At 61.2% G+C, this 17,752-nt stretch carries 17 protein-coding genes; 7 read left to right on the top strand and 10 right to left on the bottom strand.

What is annotated here, in order from left to right; translation table 11 throughout:
- Positions 1 to 49: 49 nt before the first annotated feature.
- From HZR20_RS05665 to HZR20_RS05650, 4 genes are all read right to left on the bottom strand, one after another.
- On the bottom strand, positions 50 to 1,195 hold the full coding sequence (locus HZR20_RS05665; protein ID WP_181685615.1) for a pyridoxal phosphate-dependent aminotransferase: 1,146 nt from the start codon (positions 1,193 to 1,195) through the stop codon (positions 50 to 52).
- Entirely contained in the window at positions 1,192 to 1,680 is a 489-nt protein-coding gene (locus HZR20_RS05660) for an Lrp/AsnC family transcriptional regulator (RefSeq protein ID WP_181685614.1), read from the bottom strand. Before HZR20_RS05660 ends, HZR20_RS05665 begins: the two co-directional genes overlap by 4 nt.
- Before the next feature lie 363 nt (positions 1,681 to 2,043).
- On the bottom strand, positions 2,044 to 2,421 hold the full coding sequence (locus tag HZR20_RS05655) for a DUF7113 family protein (protein ID WP_181685613.1): 378 nt from the start codon (positions 2,419 to 2,421) through the stop codon (positions 2,044 to 2,046).
- Positions 2,422 to 2,457: 36 nt separating this feature from the next.
- On the bottom strand, positions 2,458 to 3,276 hold the full coding sequence (locus tag HZR20_RS05650) for an endonuclease/exonuclease/phosphatase family protein (protein WP_258560366.1): 819 nt from the start codon (positions 3,274 to 3,276) through the stop codon (positions 2,458 to 2,460).
- 110 nt (positions 3,277 to 3,386) lie between these two features.
- Between HZR20_RS05650 and HZR20_RS05645 the strand changes: the two genes are divergently transcribed.
- The gene (locus HZR20_RS05645; RefSeq protein WP_181685612.1) at positions 3,387 to 5,270 is read left to right on the top strand and encodes an ATP-binding protein; all 1,884 of its coding nucleotides are present in this window, start codon (positions 3,387 to 3,389) and stop codon (positions 5,268 to 5,270) included.
- Positions 5,271 to 5,338: 68 nt separating this feature from the next.
- Positions 5,339 to 5,767: a universal stress protein gene (locus HZR20_RS05640; RefSeq protein ID WP_181685611.1), complete on the top strand. Its 429-nt coding sequence runs from the start codon at positions 5,339 to 5,341 to the stop codon at positions 5,765 to 5,767.
- Between the two features lie 25 nt (positions 5,768 to 5,792).
- Here HZR20_RS05640 and HZR20_RS05635 read toward each other — a convergent pair whose 3' ends face one another.
- Together HZR20_RS05635 and HZR20_RS05630 are read right to left on the bottom strand one after the other, a co-directional pair.
- Entirely contained in the window at positions 5,793 to 7,148 is a 1,356-nt protein-coding gene (locus HZR20_RS05635) for a phosphomannomutase (protein ID WP_181685749.1), read from the bottom strand.
- Positions 7,149 to 7,169: 21 nt separating this feature from the next.
- Positions 7,170 to 7,994, bottom strand: a complete 825-nt coding sequence (locus tag HZR20_RS05630) for a nucleoside phosphorylase (RefSeq protein ID WP_181685610.1) — start codon at positions 7,992 to 7,994, stop codon at positions 7,170 to 7,172.
- A 378-nt stretch (positions 7,995 to 8,372) separates the two neighbouring features.
- Here HZR20_RS05630 and HZR20_RS05625 point away from each other — a divergent pair, with 378 nt between their 5' ends.
- The 4 genes from HZR20_RS05625 to HZR20_RS05610 are packed head-to-tail and all read left to right on the top strand — an operon-like array spanning position 8,373 to position 13,447.
- Positions 8,373 to 9,500: a BMP family lipoprotein gene (locus HZR20_RS05625; protein ID WP_181685609.1), complete on the top strand. Its 1,128-nt coding sequence runs from the start codon at positions 8,373 to 8,375 to the stop codon at positions 9,498 to 9,500.
- A 41-nt stretch (positions 9,501 to 9,541) separates the two neighbouring features.
- Entirely contained in the window at positions 9,542 to 11,131 is a 1,590-nt protein-coding gene (locus HZR20_RS05620) for an ABC transporter ATP-binding protein (RefSeq protein WP_309484901.1), read from the top strand.
- Positions 11,128 to 12,345 carry an ABC transporter permease gene (locus tag HZR20_RS05615; RefSeq protein ID WP_181685608.1) on the top strand — a complete coding sequence of 406 codons (1,218 nt, stop codon included), beginning with the start codon at positions 11,128 to 11,130 and terminating at the stop codon, positions 12,343 to 12,345. Before HZR20_RS05620 ends, HZR20_RS05615 begins: the two co-directional genes overlap by 4 nt.
- Positions 12,338 to 13,447: an ABC transporter permease gene (locus tag HZR20_RS05610; protein ID WP_181685607.1), complete on the top strand. Its 1,110-nt coding sequence runs from the start codon at positions 12,338 to 12,340 to the stop codon at positions 13,445 to 13,447. Before HZR20_RS05615 ends, HZR20_RS05610 begins: the two co-directional genes overlap by 8 nt.
- Positions 13,448 to 13,601: 154 nt before the next feature.
- Here HZR20_RS05610 and cdd read toward each other — a convergent pair whose 3' ends face one another.
- Positions 13,602 to 14,000, bottom strand: a complete 399-nt coding sequence (gene cdd, locus HZR20_RS05605; protein ID WP_181685606.1) for a cytidine deaminase — start codon at positions 13,998 to 14,000, stop codon at positions 13,602 to 13,604.
- A gap of 95 nt (positions 14,001 to 14,095) precedes the next feature.
- Between cdd and HZR20_RS05600 the strand changes: the two genes are divergently transcribed.
- Complete coding sequence (locus tag HZR20_RS05600) at positions 14,096 to 15,553, top strand: methyl-accepting chemotaxis protein (protein ID WP_181685605.1); 1,458 nt, start codon at positions 14,096 to 14,098, stop codon at positions 15,551 to 15,553.
- A gap of 36 nt (positions 15,554 to 15,589) precedes the next feature.
- On the opposite strand, the gene HZR20_RS05595 is transcribed toward HZR20_RS05600, so the two are convergent.
- The 3 genes from HZR20_RS05595 to mtnP all read right to left on the bottom strand — a co-directional run bounded on the left by HZR20_RS05595 (position 15,590) and on the right by mtnP (position 17,746).
- Entirely contained in the window at positions 15,590 to 15,784 is a 195-nt protein-coding gene (locus HZR20_RS05595) for a XapX domain-containing protein (RefSeq protein WP_181685604.1), read from the bottom strand.
- Between the two features lie 250 nt (positions 15,785 to 16,034).
- Complete coding sequence (locus tag HZR20_RS05590; RefSeq protein WP_181685603.1) at positions 16,035 to 16,760, bottom strand: nucleoside phosphorylase; 726 nt, start codon at positions 16,758 to 16,760, stop codon at positions 16,035 to 16,037.
- Between the two features lie 122 nt (positions 16,761 to 16,882).
- Positions 16,883 to 17,746, bottom strand: coding sequence for an S-methyl-5'-thioadenosine phosphorylase (mtnP, locus tag HZR20_RS05585; protein WP_181685602.1), 864 nt, complete (start codon positions 17,744 to 17,746; stop codon positions 16,883 to 16,885).
- Between the last annotated feature and the right edge of the window lie 6 nt (positions 17,747 to 17,752).

Below are 17,752 nucleotides of genomic sequence, written 5' to 3'. Positions count from 1 at the left end.
TCATTCCGCCGATGTCGGCCCAAGGGCACTTCTCCGTTCTGGGCCGAGATTACGAGAGAAACGATTCGAACCGCGCCAGCGCTTCTTTCAGATCGCTAAGGCCAGTCGCATAGGAGACTCGCAGGTGACCACTGCCACCGTCGCCAAAGGCAGTCCCGGGCACGACGGCGACGCCCTCAGATTCGAGTAGTGCCTCAGCGAATGCCTCGCTGTCGTCCCAGGGCGATTCAGGGAAAGCGTAAAACGCGCCGCTGGCCGGGAAACAGTCGACGCCCATTTCTTCGAACCGCGAGAGGACGAACCGCCTCCGGCGGTTGTACTGGTTGTACATCTCCGCGACATCGTCCGCACAGCGTTCCAGCGCTTCGATAGCAGCGTACTGTGGCGTCGTCGGGGCCGACAGCATCGTGTACTGGTGGATGCGGTTCATCGCTTTGATCACTTCTGGCGGCCCCATCGCGTAGCCCAGTCGCAGGCCAGTCATGGCGTAGGCTTTCGAGAAGCCGTTGAAGACGATCGTTCGCTCGCGCATATCGGGTAGCGTCGCGATCGAGGTGTGCTCGTGTTCGTAACTCAGCTCCGAATACACCTCGTCACTCAACACGACGAGATCGTTCTCGCGCGCAAAGGCCGCCACCTCACCCAGTTCGGCTTCCGTCATCGTCGCGCCCGTCGGATTGTTCGGGTAGTTCATCACCAGCGCGTCGGCCCCAGCAGCGCCGCTTGCTTCCAGCACCGCACGCGTGAGCTTGAACTCATCTTCGCGCCTGGTCGCCACCGCCAGCGGATCGCCGCCCGAGAAGATTACACCTGGCTCATACGAGACGTACGCTGGCTGGGCGACTGCGACGGTATCGCCCGGATCAACGATTGCCCGGAGTGCGAGATCAACGCCCTCACTGACACCGGTCGTGACGAGTACCTCTTCCTCGGGATCGTAGTCCAGATCGTATCGCTGCTCGACGTCAGCAGCGATGTGCTCGCGCAGTTCGAGTTTGCCACGATTTGCCGTATACGAGGTCTTGCCGGCTTCCAGCGAGGCGATGGCCGCTTCGCGGGCACTCCAGGGGGCCGAAAAGTCCGGCTCACCGACTCCAAGCGAGATGATATCTTCCTGTTGCTCGGCGAGTTCGAAAAACCGGCGGATGCCCGACGGCGGGACTTGCTTGACGCGCTCGCTCGGCTCGATAGTCATGGCGAGATCGAGAGCCGATCGTCCTCCTCGCCATCGCCGAACTCGATGCCGTTCTCCTTGTAGGCGTCCATCACGTAGTGGGTCACAGTCTGGGTGATTTCGGGAATCGGCGCGACTTTCTCGCTGATAAACCACGACACCTCACTCATCGAGTCGCCTTCGACTTCCATGAGAAAATCGTAGTCACCGCTCATGAGCCGCAGGGCCGTCACCTCCGGGAACTTCGCGATCCGATCGGCGATGTCGCCGTAGCTGGTCTCTCGATCCAGCGTCACGTTGAGCTCGACCATCGCTCGCACGCGCTCGCGATCAAGTTCGTCCCAATCGACGATGGCCTGGTAGCCTCGCAGAGCCCCAGCGGCTTCGAGATCTGCGATCACCTCCTCGACGTGTGCTTCCTCCATGTCGGCCAACCGCGCGAGTTCGGCCGTCGAGTAGCGGGCGTTCTCTCTCAACAGCTCCAGGAGTTCGTCGCGACTGTCCATATGCACCGGCGGGCGAGCGTGCACAATAAGGTTTGCTACCTGGCTGAACCGGGCTGGGATACGGCACGCTCGATCGGCACACCAACATCGAGAGACCGGCACTCCCCGACTCTGGCCAGAATCGAGGCCAGTAGTCGGTTGCACTCGTGACCGGCGCGAAATCCGGCATCGACCAGGCGACGCTCGTCGCGCTCTCGGCCAACGGCCCGTCGATCAAAGGAGCCAACCGAGCAAGACGGGCTGGCCGAGACGGGCGATCTGGTCGCCCAATTCGACCTGCCGAACGGATGGTTCTCGGTCGCGAGCAGTGTACAGCGTTCTTCGAGGCGCGGTGATTGCACTGTGCACGGTCGCGTTCCCAGATTAGTTAACCGGCCCTACGTTCGGCCCCTCGTCAATAGCACCACCCTCGTCTTCGACGGGTTCCTGCGCAATCTCGACGGCCGACTCGGCGACCCCTACGCGGCCAAACTGCGTTCGAAGGTGTGCTTCAGCGACTTCGATCGCTCGATCACGATCCTCGAACCCCCGCTGGGCGGGCGTCTCGAAAGCGACGTTGACTGCACGATTGTCGATCTGCTGGACAGTCCCGCCACTCGCGACCTCGTAGAAGGCGTCACAGACCCAGACGTACGGCGCGTCCGCATCAGGGGCCCCGTCGTAGCTCGGTGGCGTCTCGCCAGGCTCGTACAGCGTCCCCGTCAGTGCGGTCCCGCCCGCCCGGCCACGAATGAGTAACACAGTGCTACTACGTCCGCCAACAACAAAAGTCGGTGGTCACATCTCGCGATGAGAACCGGACGGATCGACGTCGACCAGTACCGGGAGATGATCGGATGGAAACGCCCCACCGTCGTCGAAGTCGGTGCAAACACCATGCTGACCGACCGCGATGCCGTCGCTGACGAACACATGGTCGATCTTGCGATCCGGCAGCAGCGTCTCGAAGTCAGTCCGGGACGTCTTTGGCCCGTGGTGGGGTTCTGAAGACCGGTCCATGGCGTTCGACAGCGGCGAGATGGATTCCGTCCCTTCGGCCAGAATCTCGTGGGCCGAGTCGCCCGCGACAACATTGAAGTCGCCCGTCAACACGATCGGATTGCCGTCGGCGATTTGGGGAAGACGGTCCAGCAACAGCCAGGCACTCTCTCGGCGTGCCTTCGGGCTGTCGTGTGAGAAGTGCGTGTTCGCCTGAATGAATCGCGTGTCTGTCCGCCGGTCACGAAGGCGCGCCCAGGTGACGATCCGTGGATAGCTGGCGTCCCAGCCGACGCTCCCCGGTTGCTCGGGCGTCTCAGAGAGCCAGAACGTCTCTGTCGCCTCGCAAGCGAGGCGGTCGGTCCGGTAGCCGATCGGCGAGAACTCACCGCCATTCGCGCCATCTGAACGGCCAACGCCGACCCACTCCAGTTCCGGCACGCGCTCGGCGATGTCCGCGAGTTGGTGGTCAAGCGGTTCCTGCAAGCCGATCACGTCGGGCGCGTGAAAGCGAATCGTGCTCGCCACGCGATCACGCCGGTGTTCCCAGGCGTGTTTGCCGTCCTCGGCCGTATCGTACCGGACGTTGTAGGACATGGCCCGGAGCCACTCAGACATTACACGGGGTTTCTCGGGCCAGCGTAAGGACGTTTTTGACTTGGACGAACACGTCTCGACGGGCAGCGCGTGGGGAAACCGGTTTGGGCCTCGGCCCATAGTGTTGGGCTATGTCCGATCTCGGGGATTTCACTGAATTCGATGGCGACCGCGAGGACGACGAGCGGGCCGATCACACTGCCGGCCAGGCCGACGCGGGACAGACCGAAGTCGATCAGGAGACCGAGGACTTCGAAGCCGTCTCAGTATCGCCGGCCGGCGAGGAGCGTGGCATCGGCGTCCTCTCGGCAGCCCAGGGCCTGACCATCAGCGAGGACGGCGAGGACACGCGTCTGCGGGCCTACGTCACCGTCGGGAACCGTGCAGACGTCCGCATCGGCACGTATCTGCTCGCCCCCTATCCCGACAGCGCGACCGAGGAGCGACTGTTCTGTCGGATCACCGCCCTGGAATACGCCCGTGAGTTCCGGGCCGATGACGCGACCGAGATCCACGCCCGCCGGGCGATGCGTTCCAGTGGTATCGATGAGCAGGATTTCAAGTTCATCGCGGAACTGGAACCAGTTGCGATTCTGTATAGCGAGGCGCGAAGCGCCTCGGACAGTCGAGCGGCGAAGCCGCGAGACAGCGGTAGCGGCGAGCTGCAGCGGCGGATGACCGATCGGGTCCCCAAACCCGAAACGATCGTCAGCCACGCCGAGGAACACTCGGCGATCAAAACCGGCCTCAAGATCCCGGAGGAGGGGGTCTTCCTTGGGCATCTCTCGGTCGGCGGCCAGAAGGTCGAGACGGCCGCCCAGCCACCGACGATCGACTATCGACTCAAGGACGCCTACGACGCCGGCGATCCGCTGGTCTTTCGGCACACACTGGTGGCCGGCGGGACCGGGTCGGGCAAGACCCACCTCGCGAAGAACGTCCTCCGGCAGTTCCTCAGCGAGGAGCGGTCCTATCCGGTCGAAACGGGGAGTGACCGGACGATCCAGCCCGCCGTCGTCCAGTTCGACCCCCAGGACGAGTATGCCCAGATGCACGACGACGGCGAGCTCTCGGCGGAGTTTCGAAGGCGCTGTGAACGCGAAGGGATCGCCTGTGGCGGCCACGACGACACGGTCGCCTTCGTCCCGAAAGTCGGCGGCGCGACCTACTCGGCGGACGGTCACCGCGCCGAGCAAGTCGAGTTCACGATTCCGTTCTCGCTGGTTTACGACAACCCCTGGCTGATCGCCGGCAGCGGACTCAATGACAACCAGTACGGGGCTCTGGTGAACGTCCTGCTACCCCTGTTCCGCGACCAATATGGCCAGGAGGGGACCTACGACCAGTTCACCTCGTTCCTCGACGACCCCGCGCTGAAGGAGGAACTCGACGAAACCGGGCGCGTTCACGAGGCGACCTACGACGCCGTCCGCCGGCGAGCACGCGGGTTCGGGAATATCTTCGACCAGGACGCCCGCCCCATCACGGAGCTCGTCCACGAGTTCGTCCGCCCGGGCGGGCTCACGGTCGTCCCGACCTACCACATCAACGACTCGCGGGCGACCGAGACGGTCGTGCTCGCACTGGCCTCGCTGCTCGTCGACGAGAAACTCTCGAACGATCCGACCTACGAGCGCATCGAGGAGACGCCCCTGGTCGTGGGGATGGACGAGGCCCACAATTTCCTGACCGACGCCGACAGCGTCCAGGCCACCAAAGTCATTGGAAAGTTCACCGACGCCGCCAAGCAGGGCCGCAAGGAACGGCTAGGGCTCTTTCTCATCACCCAAGACCCACAGGACATCGCCGATCCCGTCTTCAAGCAGATCAACACCACCGTCGTCCTGAATCTGGGCGACGAGGACGCCATTTCGGCGGTGAACATCCCCAGCCACCTCGAAGCGAAAGTGCCCTACATGGAACAGGGCCAGATGGTCGTCTACTCACCCGATAACTCCGAACCCGTCGAACTGATCGGCCTCCCCGAGTGTGTTACCAGACACGGCCAGGAGTGAGGACCGAACGCGGGTGTGCCACGTTAGCGTCCCGAACCTTGATGCCGGATGCCGAGAAACGATTTAGTATGGGCAAGCGAATTCTGGTTCCGGTCGACGGCAGTGATCAGGCCCGAAAGGCCTGTGAATTCGCGATCGAGGAGTTCCCGGAGGCCGAGTTGACGCTGCTGCACGTGATCAACCCCGCCGATGCGGGCTACAGCGTCCAGGCGTCGATTCCGACGTTCTCCGAGGAGTGGTACGAACGGCAGAAAGCCGAGGCTGCGGATCGCTTCGACGAAATCGAAGCCGACGCGAGCGAACACGGAATCAGGGTCGAACGAGCGATCGAGGTCGGGAAACCGACCCACGCCATCGTCGAATACGTCGAAAACAACGACATCGACCAGATCGTCATGGGGAGTCACGGCCGCTCTGGCGTCTCTCGCATTCTGCTCGGAAGCGTCGCCGAGACGGTCGTCCGGCGCTCGCCCGTCCCGGTCACAGTCATCAGGTAACGGCAGAAGAAGTGGCGACGTGATCTCAGGTAGCGGCTTCGACGGCTTCTTTGACAGTGTCCCGCACATCTTCGAGCAGCGCCTTGGCGTCGTCGCTCTCAGCGTAGACACGGATGTACGGTTCGGTCCCGCTGGGCCGGACGAGGAACCACGACGCGTCGGGGCGTTCGATCCGAACGCCATATTCGAGCGAGATATCGCCGTCCGAGAACTGTTCGGGCAAGGTGGTTGCCAGGCGCTCCATGGCGTCGGCTTTCGCTTCCTCAGGGCAGTCGACCGGGTTCTTCTCCAGCGGTCGTTCGGTGACGGGTTCGAGCAAGGTATCCAGTCCCTCCGCAGCGATCAGCCGAGTCAGGACGGCCGCGGTCGCGATGCCGTCCGTCCAGATTCCCAATTCGGGGTGGATACACTTCCAGGGCTCGCCCGCGAAGGCGACAGCCGTCTCTTCTCCCTTGGCTTCGACCTCGGCGATTCCTTCGTGAAGGAGTCCGAGCGCGGTGCGTTCGACACGACCGCCGGCCGCCCGGACCTGTTCGTCGACACGGCCCGAGACGTTCGGCGTCGTCATGACGACCGGGTCTGTCACGTCGCTCTGCTCGACAAAGTACGACGAGAGCACGGCCAGAATGGTGTCCTCGTGAACGATCGAACCATCGGCATCGACGACGACAATCCGGTCGGCGTCGCCGTCGTGGGCGATCCCGAGGTCGACGGCCTCGCGCTCACGGACATACTGGATCAGGTCTTCGATGTTCTCCGGCGTCGGCTTGCTTGGCCGGCCGGGGAAGTGGCCAGTGACGTTTGCGTGTAGCGTGTGGACTGTCGCACCGAGTCGCCGAAGCACTTCCGGCGTCCCTAGTGCGGAAACGCCGTTGCCGGCGTCGACAGCGATCGTCATATTTTCGAGGGGGTCCCCGTGTTCGCTCGCGTACTCGACGACGGCATCGAGGTAGCCGTCGAGTGGCTCCTCGCTGGTCTGTCGACCCCACTCTTTCCAGGTCGCCGGATCGACGTCGTTGGCGACTCCTTCTTCGATGCGCTCCTCGTCGGCCGTCGTGTACTCTACCCCATCGACGAAGAACTTGATCCCGTTGTCTGGAGATGGATTGTGGCTCGCGGTGATCATCACGCCGTGGCGACCGTAGGAGGCAAAGCCAAGCGCTGGGGTCGGGAGCATCCCAGCACGCACAACGTCTGCACCTGCGCTCTCTAAGCCCGCCTCGAGTGCGGCGGCGATAGCGACACCGGTCTCTCGGCCGTCCCGAGCAATCACAAATTCCTCGCCGTACTCGCCGGCCGCACGCCCAACCGACAGCGCGAGTTCGGGAGTTACTTTCGTCGCGACTGGCCCTCTAATTCCCGTCGTCCCGAAGAGATCCATAGTCATGTCTATTCCTCGGTGTTATTCCGTTAATTCGAGGCCAGGGTGCCAGTGTTCGACGCCAGCTTCGGCCTTGGCTCGATCCATCTTTGCGAGGAGTTTCGTCGCAAGCGAGGCGACCTCCGAAGCACGCTGGTCGCTCTCGGTGCGGAACTCGCCGGTCACGCGGTTCGCGTAGACGGCACAGACTGCGCCTGCCCGCAGGCCATAGACGTTGGCGATCGTCAAGATAGCACTGGCCTCCATCTCGATATTGGTGACGTTGGCCTCCTGGAGATCCTCGACCAACCCGTCGGTGACGGGCGCGTCATAGCCCTCGAACCCGGGGCGGCCCTGTCCCGTGTAGAAGCTATCCGCGCTCATGGTCGTCCCGAGGTGGTAATTGTAGTCGAGGCGCTCGGCCGCGGCCATCAGCGCGCTGACGACTTCGTGATCAGCAGTTGCCGGGTAGTCCTCCCGGACGTACTCCTTGCTGGTCCCTTCCTGTCTGACGGCACCCGTCGTGATGACGAGATCGCCGACCGAAACCTCCTCGCGGATCGAGCCACACGAACCCACACGGATAAACGTGTCTGCCCCCACGCGTGCGAGTTCTTCGAGTGCAATCGCCGCCCCCGGCGACCCGATTCCCGTCGAAGTCACCGAAATCGGGGCGTCGTCGTACGTTCCTGTGACGGTTCGGTACTCGCGATGGTGGCCTTTCTCCTCGTAGTCGTCCCAGAACCGCACGATCTTCTCGATGCGCTCCGGATTCCCCGGTAGCAGAACCGTATCTGCGACATCTTCGGAGCTCACAGCGAGGTGATACTGTTCGTCGTCGTTGGGATCTTCACTGTCTCCGGGCATCCTGGTATCCCTTTTAAGCTGGATTTTTATATAATATTCGCCCTTGGATTGTTCCCGATTGGTGTGGCGTGTCACGTCGTTTTCCCCCGGACTAACGGTGTAGTAGCCGAAAATTGTCCCCTTTGTCGATCGGGAGGGAATCCAGTTCCGTTCGATCCAGCGTTCGTGGTTCGCGCCCAATAGGCAAGTCTCCCAACGACAATGGACAGTTATATTCAGAGCGAAGAATCTGGATATTACATAAATGGCGGTAATGACCAGCCAGCTCTCCGAATCCAGGGAGCGATTATCGGGTGACTAGTTTAAGTGCACCTCCCCTATTAAAAGGAAGGAAGCAGCAAAACTATTATCACCATTCAAGTCCCCATACAGATTGTAATGTCACGTAGTTACGATCGGCGGGCGTTCATTAAAGGTATCGCTGCGAGCGGAGTCGGGGTCGCGCTCGCAGGCTGTGGTGGCAACGAGACCACGGAAGCGAACAACGACGATACGCCAGCAGAAGGAGACAGTGATACGACCGAGTCAACCAGTGGTGAACCCCACAATGTCGGTATGGTGTACTCGACGGGTGGCCTTGGTGACAACTCGTTCAACGACATGGCCAACAGGGGCATCAAGTCAGCCGTAGAGCAGTACAACATCGAGTTCCAGAACGCCGAGCCGGAGTCCCCGAGCGAGTTCAGTACGTTCCAGCGGCAGTTTGCGACCTCATCGAATCCGGAATACGACCAGATCTTCGCGATCGGGTTCTCCCAGAAGAGCGCGCTCCAGGAAGTCGCGCCGGACTTCCCGGACATGAAGTTCACGTTCATCGATGCGACGACAGACCTGGACAACGTCGCGAACTACGTCTTCAACGAACACGAGGGGTCCTTCCAGGCAGGCATCCTCGCGGGGATGTTGACGAGTCAGGAGTTCTCCGCCGGTCCGAGTCAAACGAACACTGACTCGAACACCATCGGGTTTGTCGGCGGGAAAGAGACGGGCCTGATCAAGAAGTTCGAAGCAGGCTACCGATTCGGCGCAAAGCGAGTCAACGAAGACGTCGACATCAACATTGCGTACGCCGGTTCCTGGAGTGAGCCGAGTACGGGACAATCGATCGCGAACTCGATGATCGACGACGGCGCGGACGTCCTCTACCACGCCGCAGGAGGGACCGGTGTCGGCGTCCTCCAGGCCGCCGCCGAGCGGGGCGTGTTCGGTATCGGTGTCGACGCCCGGCAGTCCAAAACGCTCACCGAATACAACGGGGCGATTCTCGGTAGCATGGTCAAACAGGTCGACGAGGCAGTCGTTACCTCAGTCAATAACGCGATCAACGGCGAATTCCGCGGCGGCGAGGTAGTCACGCTTGGTCTCGAAGACGACGGCGTCGCGCTGCTGTACGGCACCGAGATCGGCGATCAGATCCCCCAGGAGATCAAAGACGAGATCGAGGCCCAGAGTCAGACGGTCACCGACGGCGACGTGACGGTGCCGTCCCACCCCGACGACCTCTGATTTGTCCTGGTCGCGCCGACTGTTGAAAATTATTTGATACGATGGCACAAACGACACAACCACCGGAAGATGATACCGGCGGAGGCACAGACCCGGGCCCGGCAGTCAAGATGGAGAACATCACCAAACGGTTCCCGGGCGTCGTCGCGAACGACCAAGTAACCCTCGAGGTGGAGCGTGGTTCGGTCCACACGCTGCTGGGCGAGAACGGCGCGGGCAAGTCCACGCTGATGAACGTCCTTTACGGGCTCTACCAGCAGGAGGGGGGAACGGTCTACCTGAACGGCCAGGAGCGGAATTTCCAGACACCCCAGGATGCGATCGACGCCGGGATCGGCATGATCCACCAGCACTTCATGCTGGTCGATACGATGACTGTCGCCGAGAACGTCACGCTCGGCAACGAACCACGCAAGTGGAACGGGCTCGCGTACGATGCAAAGAGCGCCCGCGAGGCAGTCCGAGAATTAAGTGACAGGTACAATTTCGATCTCGATCCGACCGCGAAGATCGAGGATATCAGCGTGGGTGAGAAACAGCGCGTCGAGATCCTCAAGACGCTCTACCGCGGAGCCGACGTGCTGATCTTCGACGAGCCGACAGCAGTGCTCACCCCCCAGGAGGTCGACGAACTGTTCCGGATCGTCGACGAGTTGACCGAACAAGGCAAGACGCTGATCTTCATCACGCACAAGCTCGGCGAGGCGATGGAGATCTCCGACGACATCACCGTCCTCCGAGACGGCGAAAACGTCGGGACGGTCGACCCAGAAACGGCGACACGTGAGAGTCTCGCCGAGCTGATGGTCGGCCGGGAAGTGATGCTCGAAGTCGAAAAAGAGGACAGTCAGCCAGGAGAGACTGCCTTGTCGATCTCCGATCTCGTTGTCGAGAACGACAACGGAGTTCGGCAGGTCAACGACATCGACCTGACAGTCCGTGAAGGCGAGGTACTCGGAATTGCTGGTGTCGACGGCAACGGCCAGTCACAGCTTGTCGACTCGGTCGTTGGCCTCGAAGTGCCCGACGAAGGTACTGTCGACCTCTACGGGGAGGACGTGACCGATATCTCCAGGCGCGAACATATCGAACGAGGCATGTCGTTCGTCCCCGAGGATCGCCAGGCGCGCGGACTCGTTATGGATTTCGATCTCGTCGAGAACGCGCTGCTTGGTAACCAGTACGATCCCGACTTCACAAGCGGCCCTCGCGTAGATTGGGAAGCGACTCGCGACCACGCCGAGACGATTATCGACCGGTACGACGTGCGGACACCAGGCGCCGATACCGCCTCGGAGTCCCTTTCCGGAGGGAACCAACAGAAGGTCATCGTTGGCCGGGAGATCCTCCGAGATCCCGACGTGATCGTCGCGTCCCACCCGACCCGTGGGGTCGACGTCGGGAGTATCGAGTTTATCCACGACCAGCTGGTCGAGCTTCGCGACGAGGGCAAGGGCGTCCTGCTAGTCTCCTCGAAGCTGGATGAGGTCCAGCAGCTCTCAGACCGTCTCGCCGTCATCTATGAGGGCGAAATTATGGATATCGTTGATCCTGAGGAAGTGACTGATCGGGATGTTGGCCTGCTGATGGCCGGTGAGGTCCCAGACGAGTATGGGGGTGGCAACGAATGAGCGATCGCCAGTACCCCGCACCGGTACAGCGATTCTTCCGGTTTTTCGTCGGCAATTCGGTCGTCGAGCGGATCCTGATCAGCATTGCCGCACTGATCACGGCCGTCATCGTCAGCAGCCTCATCGTCCTCGCAGCCGGGTATCTCTCCGGAGAAGCGTACAATCCTCTCGAGATTTTCGCCGTGCTGGTCAACGGGGCTTTCGGCTCGCCATTCGACCTCGACTCAGCGCGGCTGTTCACCGAAGGCTGGTCGCCAGTCAACTTCTCGATGGGAACGACCCTGAAGGAGACAACACTGTTGATCTTTGCCGGGCTCGCCGTCGCCGTTGCGTTCCGGGGCGACCTGTTCAACATCGGTGTCCAGGGACAACTCGTCCTTGGCGGGCTCGCAGCCGCACTTGCACTCGTCTGGGTCGCACCGTTCGTGCCAGGCGGACTGGTCGGCTCGCTCCTGTTGATCCCGTTTGGCCTCCTCGTCGGCGCGATTGTCGGCGGTTTATACGGGGCGATACCAGGGGCACTGAAGGCCTACGCTGACGCCAACGAGGTGATCACGACGATCATGTTGAACACCATTGCGACTGGGACGGCGTTTTTCCTCGTCTCGGCGTACTTCGCCGATCCGACGCTCCAGAGCGTCAAGACAAAGGCGATCCCGGATGTCGCCCGACTCAACGGGATCATCTTCCCCCAGGGCGGTCAGTTCTCACTGGTGGCGCTCGTCCTCGCACTCCTCGCGACGGTCGGCGTCTACTACGTCCTGCGGTACACGAGCTTCGGGTACGACCTACGCGTCTCCGGAAAACAGGCGAAAGCAGCGCTGTACGGCGGTGCCAACGCCGAGCGGATGGTCGTCTCGACGATGTCGCTATCGGGTGCCCTCGGCGGTATTGCCGGCGCGATGTGGTCGATGATGGTCATCGGCGCGTGGCGACAGGGTGTCCCCTCGATCGGGTTCGACGGCATCACCGTTTCGGTGCTCGCCGGGAACAACCCGATCGGCGTCATTCCAGCGTCGCTGCTCTTTGGGGTCCTGAAGGGAGGGTCCAACGCCATCAACTTCCAGCTCGGCGTCCCACCGGAGCTGGTGGCCGTCCTCCGAGGAATGATCATCCTGTTCATCGCGATGCCGGAAGCCTTCCGGATGCTTGGCAACCGGCTGGGCATCAAACCGAGTCAGGCTGCCGTAACGGGAGGTGGTGGCGATGAGTAACGCACCCGCCGACAGGAGTGCACTCGGAAGCGTTCGCAACTGGATCGCAAACATCGGGCGGATCCCGCGCCTCGTCATCGGCGCGTTGCTCGCCTCCATGTTCGTCGGCGCGATGATCAACGTCCTGATGCCGGGGACGCGTCCGGCGACCGTCGCCGGCATCTTCAATGTCAGCTTCGTCGAATCGACACTGCGGATCTCGGTGCCGATCGTCTTCGCTGGGCTGGGCGGTATCTTCGCCGAGAAAAGCGGCGTCATCAACATCGGTCTCGAAGGCCTGTTGATCATCTCGGCGTTCACCGCCGTCGCGGTCACCCACCTGCTCGGCGGTGACGCTCAGTCGGCGGTCTGGATCGGGCTGTTCGCCGGCGTCCTCGCGAGTACGTTCCTCGCGCTGGTCTTTGCCGTGCTCGTCATCGAGTTCCGGGCGGACCAGATCATCGCCGGGCTCGCCATCTGGCTGGTCGGACTCGGGCTCGGGCCGTTCCTCAGCATCGTGATCTGGGGGTCAGTCAACAGCGCGAGCATCTCGACGCTCAATACGGTGACGGTCCCTGGACTGTCTCAGATCCCGGTCCTCGGACCGATCATCTTCGACGCTAGCCCGATCGTCATCCTGATGCTGGTGACGATCGTCGTCTCGTGGTTCGTCCTCAACCACACGAGCTTCGGCCGGTGGATCGAGGCCAGCGGGGAGAATCCCTCCTCGCTCGACACCGCCGGTGTGAACGTCCACCGTGTCCGGTACGTCGGCGTCGTTCTCTCGGGGGTGCTCTCCGGGTTCGGCGGCGCCGGGCTGGTCGTCGGCCGTGCCGGTCGCTTTATCGGGAGCGGCCAGACGATGATCGCCGGGGATGGGTTCATTGCGATCACGACCTATCTCTTTGGCAACTACAACCCACTCGGAACGGCCGCGGCCGGGATCCTCTTTGCGGGGTTGGACGCCTTGCAGATCCGCCTCCAGCAGATCGCGTTCATCCCGGCTCCGAGCGAGTTGATCCGACTGGTCCCGTACGTCTCAGTCATCATCGTGCTCGCGTTCGTCGGGTATACTCGTATCCCGAGCGAAGTCGGCGAACATTACGAGTCCGGCGAGGAGTAGTCTCGACGTCACCGTTCTATTTTTTCGGAGTTCGAATTTCACGACTGTCCGCTGGTTCGGGCCGAGATCACCGCTATCGTGACGCCAGTCAGCAGACAGTCTCCTCAAAAGACGGGTGTCCGCTCGATCGTTCTCGACCGACTCGACGGCAGGATTACCGGTCTTGCAGGTTACCGGGCTTCATCGCGTCGGGGAGCAGTTCGCCGAGCGTATAGTGTTGGATTTCGCCGTCGTCCTCAGTGATGATCTCGAATGAATCGTCACAGAACTCGGCGAAGGTCTGACGACACATCCCACAGGGCGTGACCCCGTCGTGTTCCGCCGAGACGACCGCGACCCGCTCGAAGTCGGTGACGCCGTCACGGATCGCACCCGTCACAGCGAGTTCTTCGGCGTGAAAACTGTTCGAGTAATTGACAATCTCGACGTTGAAACCGCGATACACCTCGCCTTCGGCGGTCTCGAGCGCGGCCCCGACCGGATATTCCGAATAGGGAACGTACGCATCGGTTCGTGCCTCGTGAGCAATCTCGATAAGCTGGTCGTCGTCCATATCCGACCTACGATGTGGATCCACAAATAAGGCGGTGGTTTATAAGAATTCAAGTATATAATACATTTTTATCCCTCAAGCATATAAATTAGCCAATGCCACCAACACCCATTGAGAACAACGGGGCGTCTGGCGATTTGGCTGTGCGAACAGTGCTAAACGCTATGCCGATTCCGGCGTACATACTCGACAGCGACCACACGGTGATTCACTGGAGCGACGGACTGGAGCTGCTACTGGGCTTGTCCCGGGAGGAGATGTTGGGGACCAACGAGTACTTCGGTCGGGACGAAGACGGAAACCAGATCAAAGTCCTCGCAAATCGTGTCATCGAGGACCCCTTTGAAGCCGAAAAGCAAGAGCGAACTGAGCGGGTTGATTCGGAATATACTGACGCTCCGGTGTACGAGTCTGTCCACTGGTTGGAAAATGACGCGGGGGAAGAGCGATACATCCGGTTCAACGCGATGCCAATCTTCGAGGACGGAGAGCTCTCGGCGGTCATCCAGCTCTGTCGGGACGAGACCGACCGCCAACGCCGACAGGAACACACAGAAGCACTCGTCGAAGAGGTGATCGACACGATGGCCGCGCTGAGTGAGGGATCGCTGGGGGCCCGTGCGTCCTTCAGGGAAACCGACCACGTCGAAGGGCACCTACTGGATGTCCTCCATCAGGTAAACGAAACCGCGAGCCAACTGGAAACACTCGTCGAACAGGTTGACAACCAGGCCGAAGCACTGACCGAATCGGCGGGAGAAAGCGCTTCGGAAGCCAGTCGAATCACCGAGCTCGTCGGAAACCAAGCCGAGGATCTCGACGAGGCAGTCACCGAAATGGAGAACTTCAGTGCCCGGATGGAAGAAGTCGCGGCCAACGCCGACGAGGTCGCCACAGCCGCCGAAACAAGCCGTGAAACGGCAAACCGAGGGCTCGAATCCGGAAAGAAGGCCCGTGTCAGCGCCAACGAGCTAGCCGAAACTGGTGAAACACTCGCCCAGACAGTTGCCACCTTAGAAGAGCGGATGTCGGAGATCGGCACGATTGTCGAAATTATCCAAGACGTTGCCGACCAGACGAACATGCTCGCGCTGAACGCCTCCATCGAGGCTGCCCGCGCCGGTGAGGCGGGCGAAGGCTTCGAAGTCGTCGCCGACGAGGTCAAAGACCTCGCCGAACAGACGACCAGAAACGCCGAAGAGATTGCCACACAGATCGATGACGTCGAGACACAGACCGACCGGACGGTCGAGGAAATCGAGCGGGCGACCGACGGAATCGAGGCGACGATCGAACAGGTCGAAACAGCCCGGGACGCATTTACCGAGATCGAGCGCGAAATCGAGGACGTCTCGACTGGCATCAACGAAATCGCTGCGGCGAATGACGATCAAGCAGCGGCGATCGAGGAAGTAACAACGATGTTAGAGACGGTTCGCGACCGGGCCCAGCAAGCAAGAGCCGCGAGCCGCTCGATCAGCGAGCAGACTGAACAACAACGGCAGTCGATCGAACGGCTCGCCGAGCTCGTCGAAGAACTGGACAGCGAATAGAGGGAACGGTAGTGGACTGTTCTACGCAGTCGTCAGTTAGATACCAAGGACATCAAGCAAGTTGATACCGTAATCGAAGTAGCCCATGATACGGTACCCCAGGAAGATCCCGACAATGCCCATGACGCCAGCGAGACTCGGCGGGGCCGGAATGGGAACCTCCAAAAACCCGAATACGAGCCCGGTAACGAGTCCGGTTAGCGTCGCAAGGCCGACAAGTGTCGGATTCATGCGTGCTCACTCCTCGTATTCGCTCCGACTGTAGTCTGACTATACTCGTTCTGGGCCGACCGCCGACGCTCAGACCCGCCAGCCGTATCGTCACGACGGGCGCTATGAATCGGCAACGCTGACACAATCCGAGAAGTCGATCGGGGAGTCTGTGCGATTTTGGTCATGTACATGGCCGTTTAGCGGAATTTCACTGATAAAGACTGCGATCTATTATAAGTAGTATATCGTTTAAGGGGCACAGGACAACTCAGAGCTGTGTCGCCGCGTCAAGTGCGATCTCAATCGCTCGTCCAACGTTGTTCTTGGCCTTATCGGGGAGTTCGCGTTCGTCGGTCGCACCCTTCTGAGTCCCTTCGACGAGATTGCCATCAACGGTACAGATCGCGCCCGCCCGGATACCTCGACGACGTGCGAGCGTGAACAAGGCCGAGGCTTCCATTTCGACCGAAAGGATGCCCGCCGTCTCCCAGGTCGCGATGATCTCTTCGGTCTCGTTGTAAAAGGCGTCGTCCGTGGCGATCGGACCGACGTGGACCGCCTCGTCGTTTGCCTCGGCAGTGTCGACTAACGTGGAGAGGACGTCATAGTCCGCGGCAGCCGGGAACTCGGTCGGCTCGTAGCGGTCGCTCGTCCCCTCGTTTTTCGCCGCGGCGGTCGCGACGACCATGTCGCCGATTTCGATCCCCCGCTGGAGGCCACCGGTCGTCCCGACTCGAATGAGCGTCTCGACGCCAACGTTGGCCAACTCCTCGATCGCGATGGCAGCCGACGGCGAACCGATACCTGTCGAAGCGATCGTAAGGTTTCGACCCTCGTATGTCGCGTTGACGATTTTGTACTCTCTGTTTGTCGCGACCGTTTCGACGTTCCGGCAATAGGAAGCGATCCGGTCAACCCGATCCGGGTCACCCGGCGTCAGAACGAGGTCGGATAGCTGATCCATCTCGATCTGCAGGTGGGACTGTTTCAACATATCCCCCCATTCTCGATGGATGGACAAAAGACTATGTCCGATCGTGGGGGTTGCCGCATCTCGTCTAGGAAAGTTGACGGCGAGCACAGTCCTGCATCGATCTCACTGGAGTCCCGTATCGGTTAGCGGTCGACGTACTCCCCGACAAGTGGTTCGACGCGCTGATACGTTTCTTCAGGGATCACCTCGGGCTCCGTGTTGACGGTCCCGGCAAGGGCGCTGTGACAGTCACACGAGTGTCCGTCTGGGAAGGACTCAACGGCATGCTGGACGGCCTCTTTGAGGACGGATTCGTTTTTGGCCGCGTTTTCCAGTACCTCTTCAAGAGTGACTTCCGCATCAGCCTTCCAGACGTCCCAGTCGGTCACCCCGGTGATCGTCGCGTAACTGAGCTCGGCCTCACGGGCGAGTTTGGCCTCTGGGAGTGCCGTCATACCGATGATATCCCAACCTTGTGCCCGATAGAACTCACTCTCGGCACGCGTCGAATACTGAGGACCTTCGATACAGACGTACGTGCCGCCGCGCCGCGCAGTTTCGTTCGTTGCCTCGTCGACAGCGTCTGCGAGATGGCTCGCCAGGTCCGAGCAGAACGGATCGGCGAACCCCTGATGGACGACGATCCCGTCCCCGAAGAAAGAATACTCTCGGTGGCGCGTACGATCGAACAACTGGTCCGGGACGACGATGCTCCGGGGCGGGATATCCGTCGAAAGGCTCCCGACCGCGTTTGTCGCGATAACGTGGCTAACCCCGAGGTCTTTGAGAGCGTAAATATTCGCCCGATAGGGAACTTCCGTCGGCGAGTACTCGTGGTTCCGGCCGTGGCGCGGGACGAACGCGAGTTCTCGGCCCGTCCCGTCGAGCGTCCCGATTGTGATCGGCGCGCTCGGCTCGCCAAACGGCGTCTCAACGTCGACTGTACGTGTCTCCTCGAGGGGGAGTGCATCGTAGATGCCGCTCCCGCCGATAAATCCGATCGGCATGTCGTT

It is taken from the genome of Halorhabdus salina (assembly GCF_013839425.1).
In the GTDB taxonomy this organism is placed as follows: domain Archaea; phylum Halobacteriota; class Halobacteria; order Halobacteriales; family Haloarculaceae; genus Halorhabdus; species Halorhabdus salina.
This window is presented reverse-complemented; position numbering and strand designations above follow the sequence as displayed.

Bases quoted from the DNA above. Each gene is read 5' to 3' on its own strand.
- HZR20_RS05665 (WP_181685615.1), bottom strand. From the start codon at position 1,195: ATGACTATCGAGCCGAGCGAGCGCGTCAAGCAAGTCCCGCCGTCGGGC.
- HZR20_RS05660 (WP_181685614.1), bottom strand. From the start codon at position 1,680: ATGGACAGTCGCGACGAACTCCTGGAGCTGTTGAGAGAGAACGCCCGC.
- HZR20_RS05650 (WP_258560366.1), bottom strand. From the start codon at position 3,276: ATGTCTGAGTGGCTCCGGGCCATGTCCTACAACGTCCGGTACGATACG.
- HZR20_RS05645 (WP_181685612.1), top strand. From the start codon at position 3,387: ATGTCCGATCTCGGGGATTTCACTGAATTCGATGGCGACCGCGAGGAC.
- HZR20_RS05640 (WP_181685611.1), top strand. From the start codon at position 5,339: ATGGGCAAGCGAATTCTGGTTCCGGTCGACGGCAGTGATCAGGCCCGA.
- HZR20_RS05635 (WP_181685749.1), bottom strand. From the start codon at position 7,148: ATGGATCTCTTCGGGACGACGGGAATTAGAGGGCCAGTCGCGACGAAA.
- HZR20_RS05630 (WP_181685610.1), bottom strand. From the start codon at position 7,994: ATGCCCGGAGACAGTGAAGATCCCAACGACGACGAACAGTATCACCTC.
- HZR20_RS05625 (WP_181685609.1), top strand. From the start codon at position 8,373: ATGTCACGTAGTTACGATCGGCGGGCGTTCATTAAAGGTATCGCTGCG.
- HZR20_RS05620 (WP_309484901.1), top strand. From the start codon at position 9,542: ATGGCACAAACGACACAACCACCGGAAGATGATACCGGCGGAGGCACA.
- HZR20_RS05615 (WP_181685608.1), top strand. From the start codon at position 11,128: ATGAGCGATCGCCAGTACCCCGCACCGGTACAGCGATTCTTCCGGTTT.
- HZR20_RS05610 (WP_181685607.1), top strand. From the start codon at position 12,338: ATGAGTAACGCACCCGCCGACAGGAGTGCACTCGGAAGCGTTCGCAAC.
- cdd (WP_181685606.1), bottom strand. From the start codon at position 14,000: ATGGACGACGACCAGCTTATCGAGATTGCTCACGAGGCACGAACCGAT.
- HZR20_RS05600 (WP_181685605.1), top strand. From the start codon at position 14,096: ATGCCACCAACACCCATTGAGAACAACGGGGCGTCTGGCGATTTGGCT.
- HZR20_RS05595 (WP_181685604.1), bottom strand. From the start codon at position 15,784: ATGAATCCGACACTTGTCGGCCTTGCGACGCTAACCGGACTCGTTACC.
- HZR20_RS05590 (WP_181685603.1), bottom strand. From the start codon at position 16,760: ATGTTGAAACAGTCCCACCTGCAGATCGAGATGGATCAGCTATCCGAC.
- mtnP (WP_181685602.1), bottom strand. From the start codon at position 17,746: ATGCCGATCGGATTTATCGGCGGGAGCGGCATCTACGATGCACTCCCC.